5 protein-coding genes and 1 rRNA gene are annotated in these 8,431 nt (G+C 37.8%); 1 reads left to right on the top strand and 5 read right to left on the bottom strand.

Features of this window, described 5'->3' with window-relative positions; translation table 11 throughout:
* A 16S ribosomal RNA gene (locus tag JYB65_RS11645) occupies window positions 1–297 on the bottom strand; the annotation flags it as partial.
* A gap of 983 nt (window positions 298–1,280) precedes the next feature.
* On the opposite strand from JYB65_RS11645, the gene nhaC reads away from it, so the two are divergent.
* The gene (nhaC, locus tag JYB65_RS11640) at window positions 1,281–2,771 is read left to right on the top strand and encodes a Na+/H+ antiporter NhaC (protein WP_245156667.1); all 1,491 of its coding nucleotides are present in this window, start codon (window positions 1,281–1,283) and stop codon (window positions 2,769–2,771) included.
* A gap of 70 nt (window positions 2,772–2,841) precedes the next feature.
* Here the strand turns inward: nhaC and pflA are convergent, their stop codons facing one another.
* The 4 genes from pflA to JYB65_RS11620 all read right to left on the bottom strand — a co-directional run bounded on the left by pflA (window position 2,842) and on the right by JYB65_RS11620 (window position 8,306).
* Window positions 2,842–3,549 (bottom strand): pyruvate formate-lyase-activating protein, encoded by a 708-nt coding sequence (gene pflA / locus JYB65_RS11635; protein WP_206582848.1) that lies wholly within the window; start codon window positions 3,547–3,549, stop codon window positions 2,842–2,844.
* A 55-nt stretch (window positions 3,550–3,604) separates the two neighbouring features.
* A complete protein-coding gene (pflB, locus tag JYB65_RS11630; protein ID WP_206582847.1) occupies window positions 3,605–5,836 on the bottom strand; it encodes a formate C-acetyltransferase in 2,232 nt (743 codons plus the stop codon).
* 152 nt (window positions 5,837–5,988) lie between these two features.
* The gene (locus JYB65_RS11625; protein WP_206582846.1) at window positions 5,989–6,516 is read right to left on the bottom strand and encodes a hypothetical protein; all 528 of its coding nucleotides are present in this window, start codon (window positions 6,514–6,516) and stop codon (window positions 5,989–5,991) included.
* Window positions 6,462–8,306: a peptidase U32 family protein gene (locus JYB65_RS11620; protein WP_206582845.1), complete on the bottom strand. Its 1,845-nt coding sequence runs from the start codon at window positions 8,304–8,306 to the stop codon at window positions 6,462–6,464. The genes JYB65_RS11625 and JYB65_RS11620 overlap by 55 nt, the downstream gene beginning before the upstream one ends.
* Window positions 8,307–8,431 lie beyond the last annotated feature (125 nt).

The raw sequence follows: 8,431 nt of genomic DNA, 5'->3' as shown, positions 1-8,431 counted from the left end.
GATCGTTGCCTTGGTAAGCCGTTACCTTACCAACTAGCTAATCAGACGCAGGCCCATCCCATACCGATAAATCTTTGGCGAAAGACTCATGTGAATCTTTCGCGTTATGAGGTTTTAATCCCGGTTTCCCGAGGCTATCCCTCTGTATGGGGCAGGTTGCCTACGCGTTACTCACCCGTCCGCCGCTCTCTATACCTTCACTCTTCCGAAGATTTGTTCAGATATATACCGCTCGACTTGCATGTGTTAGGCACGCCGCCAGCGTTCATCCTGAGCCAGGATCAAACTCTTTATAAAATGGTATTTAAATCTTCTTAAAGAAGAATCAAATCAAGTTTGTCTTTCGACTCAGCTTAACGCATTGCGCTTCGCTAATTTGTTCTTTAATTTATGCAAAACATAAATCCAAGAATTATTGTTGTTTTTAAAGAAATTGTACGTTGACTCACAAACTTTCGCTTGTTTGTCTTACCAATCACTTTTGTGATTGCTGTTTGTACTTAATCTAAGAACAATTTAATGCTCTTTTGACTAATTTTCCATACTATGAAGTTTTCAAGGTTCATGCCGCGCTCGTTATTCACTTGCGACAGCTATATTAGAATAGCAAAGCTTGTACGGATTGTCAATAGCTTTTATAAACTTTTTTTACCTTTTTTTAATATTTTTCTTCCTGTTTTCTAAAGAAACTCTAAAATCTACTATTTTCAACATTCATAGCCTATTATGAGCAATATTTGAAGTCGGTTTTATGTTATATATAGTCGGTTTTATGTCATATATAATAGAGGAACAGCTTATCTATAAAGAATTGAATTGTTTATCTTCTTGTGTGGCTTTTATTCGAATCTATATATTTTTACTGAATCGTTACCAATAAATTTTTAAAACCTCTTTTGCTCTTATATAATGTAGGTTGTTTTACAAAATCACAATAAAAAAAGCTTATCCTTATTTTTATTGCATTTATTATGCTTTCCCCTTGATAGAAATCACTTCCTGATGTAAAATAGAGACAAAATGAATAATTGTATTATTTTGCTTGAAAAGAGTTTTATTTACTCAAACCTGCATTTGCTTTATTATCAGCGGCTTGACATAGTTTTTTTATGGACTGAAGCTGATTACGCTAATACAAATTCACTATTTTATATACATATTCTTTCTTAATAGTATTACTGTACTTTATAGTGCTTTCATATAATAAATACTGAGAAGCAATTTTCTCATTATTTATATTTATTATTTACTATTTTTATTTATTTAAGGAGGAATCTAATATGGGTAAGAAAATACCTATGTGGCAAGTATTGTTTGTAATGCTGTTTACAATACTTATTCTGTGCTATTCATTGAATATCCTTGCAATGCTCTTTGGTGATGCATTTGCTTGTGGATACGGCGAGTTACATATCCCGCTGATTATATCCGCTTGCGTCGCTTCGCTTGTAGCTATTGCTAATGGGTACAAATGGTCATTCCTGGAACAGGGAATCATCGCTTCCATTAACCGATCAATGCAAGCCATGTTAATCTTGCTAGTTGTTGGTCTGTTAATAGGATCTTGGATCGCTGCGGGAGTCGTGCCAGCAATGATTTATTATGGACTTATGATTTTAAGTCCCGGAGTTTTCTTAGCAGCCGCTTGTATTATGTGCTGTATTGTTTCACTAGCAACAGGTTCATCATGGACTACTGCCGGTACCGTTGGTATCGCATTAGTTGGTGTTGGCCAGGGACTTGGAGTTGATCTGGCTATGACAGCCGGCGCTATCGTTTCCGGAGCTTATTTCGGTGACAAGATGTCGCCACTTTCAGATACGACCAACCTTGCTCCTGCTGTTGCAGGCTCTACCTTATTTAATCATGTCAGACACATGGTTTACACGGTAACCCCTTCTCTATTAATTGCATTGATCCTTTATGCAATCTTAGGTATGGGTCAAAGTAAAAGCTCAAATGTTAATATGTCCACAGTACAGACTATTATGGATGGTATGACGGATAACTTTAATATTTCTCCGCTTTTGCTAATCCCTCCAGTAGTCGTAATCATCATCGTAGCACTAAAATTGCCTGCAATTCCAGGACTTCTTGGTGGTGTATTACTTGGCTGCATTATGGGCAGCTTAATGCAAGGAGTTGCACTTGCTGATTGGTTTGGAATCGTACACTATGGTTATGTTTCAGAAACCGGAATCGAAAGCATTGATACTTTACTTTCAAGAGGAGGCATGGACTCTTTCTTATGGACTGTTAACCTCATCATTTGCGCGATGTGTTTCGGAGGAGTAATGGATGCTTCCGGCATGCTTGCTACTTTGGCTGAAGCTTTATTGAAAGTTGTAAAGGGCACCGGTTCATTAGTAACAGTTACGATATTCAGCTGTATCTTTATGAACATAATTGCTGCCGACCAATACTTATCTATTATTCTGCCAGGAAGAATGTACAAAGAAGCGTTTGAAGACAGACATCTCGATAATAGAAATCTTTCCAGATGTTTGGAAGATGCCGGTACTTTAACTTCTTGCTTAGTTCCTTGGAATACTTGCGGAGCTACTATGACAACGCTCCTTGGTGTTGCCCCTTGGGGACACGGCGGTGGATATGGACGCTATGCATTCTTGAATCTGATCAATCCAGTGGTTTCTATCATATATGGATTTACAGGTTTCACCATGATGAAAATGACGGATGAACAATATGCAAAAGTAATGGAAGAACGTGAAGCTACAAGGCTAGAAGCGTTAAAAGTATTAGAAGCTTAAACTTTACATCATGAATAACAAAAGGCAATCCAATCGGATTGCCTTTTTCAATGATTTAATTTTTTAGTTTTTAATAATTTATAAAGGAACTTAAGTGCTTTACTTTTTCTTTATCCATAGGTCCAACATCTTTCAATCTGTAAGATAATCCTAATTTTTCATATTTATCTGATGCCATTGTATGATACGGTAAAAGTTCTACTTTATCGATCCGTTTTATTTTTTTAATAAACTCATTGAGCTCCTTTATATTTTCTTCCGTATCATTTATTCCCGGTACAATCACTTGCCTTACCCAGACAGGTTTCCTGTGTTTATTAATAAGGTCGATGATCTCTAATAACGGGTCTTGGCTCTTTCCTGCGATGTCTTTAAATTTATTAGGATCAGAATGCTTGATGTCGAGTAAAATCATCTGGCATTCACTAATCGCGGTTTCTGTATATTCATCAATATACGTTGCGCTGGTGTCAATAATAGAATTAATTCCCTCTGCTTTTAAGGCTCGCATGGTTTGGATTAAAAATTCTCCCTGCACCAGAGGCTCTCCACCGGAAAAGGTAACACCTCCCTCTTCCCCGTAATACGGTATTGCTCTTTTAGCGACTTTTACAATCTCTTCTGTATCTACTTCTCTTCCGCCATTTGGATTCCATGAATCTGGATTATGACAATATATGCACCTTGCAGGGCATCCCTGAAGAAAGACTACCGTTCTTATTCCGGGTCCATCTACAGCACCAAAGGTTTCAAATGAATGAAGTCTGCCTTTAATCATTACTAGCTCCTATTAAAATCTAAATATCTTCATGCAATACTTATATATTTTTAAATTATATCGCCTGATGGAAGGTTCTCGCAATCACTTCTTTCTGATGTTCTTTTGACAAAGAATTAAATTTTACGGCATATCCGGAAACTCGAATAGTCAAATTCGGATATTTTTCAGGATGCTCACAAGCATCAAGCAATAATTCTCTATTTAATACATTTACATTTAAGTGATGTGCCCCCTGATCGAAATATCCGCCCATTAAGCCCACCAAGGTATCTTTTTGTGTCTCTTTGTCTTTTCCGAGGGTATCCGGAGTAATGCTGAACGTATAGGATACACCGTCTTGGCAATCTTCCCATTTTACCTTTGCTACCGAATTCAGCGATGCAACAGCACCTAAAGAATCTCTGCAATGCATTGGATTTGCTCCGGGCGCAAAAGGCTCACCAGCTCTTCTTCCATCCGGTGTATTACCGGTCTTTTTCCCATATACGACATTTGACGTAATGGTTAAGACAGAAAGTGTGTGAACTGCATTTCGATAAGTTGGATGTTTTCTTAAGGATTCAATTGTTCCCTTTGTTAGTTCAACTGCAATATTGTCTACTCGATCGTCATCATTTCCATACTTCGGGAATTCGCCTTCCGTTCTATAATCGACAATAATTCCTTGTTCATTTCTGATTGGATATACCTTCGCATATTTGATAGCGCTGAACGAATCAGCAGCTACGGAAAGTCCTGCTACGCCAAAAGCCATTAATCGCTTTAGCTTTGTATTAAGAAATGCCATTTGACTTCTTTCGTAATCGTACTTATCATGCATATAATGAATCACGTTCATGATGTTCACATATAATTCGCAAAGCCATTCTTTGTAAATATTAAATCTTCTCATGGCTTCTTCATATTCAATAGGTCCGTCTCCTTTGATAGGGTCCATCTGAGGTCCTACTTTCAATCCAGTTCTCTCATCAATACCGCCATTCAAGGCTAGGCATAGAATTTTAGCAAGATTATAACGTGCACCAAAGAACTGCATCTGTTTTCCCATTTCAATAGCAGAAACACAGCATGCAATGGAATAATCATCGCCGTAAGAATGTCTCATTACATCATCATTTTCATACTGAATGGAATCCGTATCAATGGATACTTGGGCACAAAACCGTTTGAATCCTTCCGGCAGATCCTTGGACCATAAAATTGTAAGATTTGGTTCTGGTGAAGGTCCTAAATTATAAAGTGTATTCAAATATCTAAAGGATGTCTTGGTTACCTTTGTTCGGCCGTCGGCTCCCATGCCTCCTAATCCTTCTGTAATCCACATCGGATCACCGGCAAAGAGTTCATTATATTCCGGTGTTCTTAAATGTCTCGCAACTCTGATTTTCAAAATAAAATCATCAACGAATTCTTGAATCTGCTCTTCCGTAAAGATACCGTTCGCCAAGTCTCTTTCTGCGTAAATATCTATAAAGGTGGACGTTCTTCCTATAGACATCGCCGCACCGTTTTCTTCTTTTATTGCACCAAGATAAGCAAAGTACAGCCATTGTATTGCTTCTTTCGTATTTTGCGCCGGTTTAGAAATATCAAATCCATAGGAAGCAGCCATTACCTTTAAATCTTCTAAGGCAGATATCTGCTTTTGAACTTCTTCAATTAATCGTATATTGTCTTCTGTCATTGATAAAGCGCATAGTTGTTTCTTGTCATTTTTCTTATTTTCAATAAGAGAATCGATTCCATATAAGGCAGCTCTTCTGTAGTCCCCTATAATTCTTCCTCTTCCATAAGAATCCGGTAGCCCGGTTATAAGTCCAACTTTTCTCACTAACATCATTTCATCCGAATAAACGCTAAAAACTCCGTCATTATGAGAAGTTACATATTTAAAAGTTTCTTCAATGCTGTCTGCTAATTTTGTTCCATATGCTTCCGCAGACTGACGAGCCATTCTTATTCCCCCGAAAGGGCACACGCCTCTTTTTAAAGGCTCATCCGTTTGAAGCCCTACAATGATATCCCTATCTTTATCGATATACCCGGGAGGAAATGCTGTAATACGCATAATACGGCTCGCATCGACTTTTAATACTCCATTGTTATCATTTTCACTGTTTAATAAGTTTTGAACCTTTTCAGATACCACTTCGGTTCTTGCTGTTGGCCCAGCGAGAAAGTTTTCATCTCCTTCATACGGCGTGTAATTAATATCGATAAAATTATCCACATTAATATTGGTATTCCATTCACCGTTTTTAAATCCTTCCCATGCTTTACTCATTTTCTTTTCCTCCTTATTTTCCCTTAAATAAATAACTTCATTTCAGCAAATGAATTATTAATATCATATGATACAGGATTGTATTCTGTATCTTGTATACATTATATACCCAAAAAAATTTCCTTCAACCCCTTTTGAGTATTTTTTAACAATTAATTTAAATAAATTCTTATTCTTTTAGCGTTCTTTAGAATAGAGCGGTCAGAAATCAACAAATTCAGCTCATCCCTATCGTCAACAAGAATATTTTTTGTTTTAAAAGTGTCTTGTATGATTTTAAACTTTCTGTTTTTACGATCTGTAAAAGACCTTTTCGTAAAACTGTGCTCACTGATCATGAACGGTACGGTTCCCGCAAAGATACATTCTTGTACCTCTTCCTCCCCGTAGTCACTTCCTTTAAATACTTCATGAGACCAAACATAATCGGTTAATCCGGTTTCTCTCGCCCAAGCGATCGCTTCACTATTGTAGAGATTCAAACCATAATCTCCGTATACTTTTATATCGCGAGCTAAAAACTCTTCTATCCATCCTAAGTTTCCGACCGCAACTCCGCATTCATGACACCCCTTAACAATAAGCTCAAAATTGTCTTGAATATACTTGTCACAGGCTCCTTTTGTTATAGCCAGAAGATAAGGAACGATAACAGCCCCTGAAAAGCTTTTGTCAACCATGGAAATGGCTCGTTTGAGTCTTTGAACGTTTCCATAAAATCATATAGTGGAACGTAAATATACAATTTATCCCATTCCATACCTACGGATCTTACTCTATTTATAGTGTTTCTGATAACGTTTTCCTTTATCCGTTGAGTGGTATGGAAATACAAGGTTAGGCTCTTTATTGGATCAGCAGTATCCAGTTCCAAAAACTGATTATTTTGATTTTCCTTTTTTAATGACAATCCATTAAATCGCTCAAGTTCTTCTTGGGATAACACTCTTGGTTTCGTTTTTTCAGCGATCAGCTGTTCAAAAGCCTGTCTGCGCATCTGATTTATGACGGATACGGGAAGCGAAACGCCCTCCTCCACATCAATGTTTGCATGTATGATATCAAACGGAATGTCTCCGGTTTTACATAACTGTTTTGATATATTTTCTATCGTTAATGGACGATTTATAGCTTTTTCTGCTCGCTCAGATCCTGTTACAGTGATTTGAATAAAAGCTATTCCAACGTTCCCCGAACATCCGTCTGTAATTGTTAAAGTTGGATATTCGCCAAGCTGAACAGTAAACGATGCCTTCACTGCTGCTTTTTTCAAACACTGTCTATGGGAGTCCTTGTAGCTTTCCCTTGCTGATTTCATTAACGCTTTATCGGTTATTTTATAAACCTTATCCCCAGCCCATACTTTCCCTTTAATGTCCCCTATTCTCACGATCTGTCCTTTTATTGGCTTTAAAAAGGTTACGACATTCCCCGGAAGGTTCTTGTTTCGAATCTCAATGCCATCTCCGATGTTGAGTTCTCCTTCCAATTCAATATCGATCAGATCTCTTTCAGCAGAGGCCACTACTTTTCCCAAATAGGTTCCTTGATGTTTGGGCAATACGGTAGACATCAGCTCCTCTTCTGGATTCCCCTTTAGGTATCCGTCAGTGAAACCGCCTCTATTAAAGATTTGATTTAATTTTTGCCTGTCCTCCGACGAGACTTTATAACTTCCCTTTTGCAGGTATTCATTCAGATACTTTCGATAAATTCCGGTTACCGTCGCAACATACTCCGGAGATTTCATTCGTCCTTCAATTTTTAACGAAGCTACGCCGGATTCAACTAGTTCTCCTAAAAAATCAATTGTGCAAATGTCTTTCGGACTGAGTAAATGCTCCTCTTTACTTTCTCCTTCGGCTAAAAAGGGAAGGCGGCAAGGCTGGGCACATAAGCCTCTATTCCCGCTTCGTCCCCCCAAAATTCGACTCATTTGACATTGTCCAGAGTAACAGATACATAAAGCACCGTGTACGAATACTTCTATTTCAAGTAAGTTCTCTTGGGTAATCGTTTTTATCTCCTCCAAGCTGAGTTCTCTCGCTAGGACGACTCTTTCAAATCCCATTTTTTTAGCAGCTTTCACGCCGGAAGCATTATATACGGTTCCCTGAGTGGATAAATGGATCTTCATACAGGGCAATCTTCTTTTCATCATTCGAGCAAAGCCGATATCCTGAAGAATGAGCGCATCCACACCCATTTCATATAAATGCTTCGCATACTCAATAGCCGGCTCTAATTCCTTTTCTTTCAGTAGGATGTTCATGGTTACATAAACACGGACATTACGTATATGCGCATAATCTATCGCTTCTTTCATTGCTTCTTCATCGAAATTGTCTGCATTGATTCTAGCATTAAACAATTTCCCTCCAAAGTAAACAGCGTCCGCACCATTTTCCACAGCTGCCTTTAACTGTTCCAAACCGCCCGCCGGTGCAAGTAATTCGGGAATTTTTTTCATATATGATTATTTCTCCTTTGTAATATTTTCGCTCAACCAAATATTGGAATAACTTGTTTAATATTTGTTTAATAATACCTTTGTTATGTTATAATAAAATTACGTTTCATATTTTACATGAAAGA

Origin of the sequence: Clostridium aminobutyricum, from assembly GCF_017255415.1 — a bacterium.
GTDB lineage: Bacteria > Bacillota > Clostridia > Peptostreptococcales > Anaerovoracaceae > Aminipila > Aminipila aminobutyrica.
The sequence above is the reverse complement of the archived record's forward strand: the minus strand, read 5'-3'. Positions and strand labels throughout refer to the sequence as shown.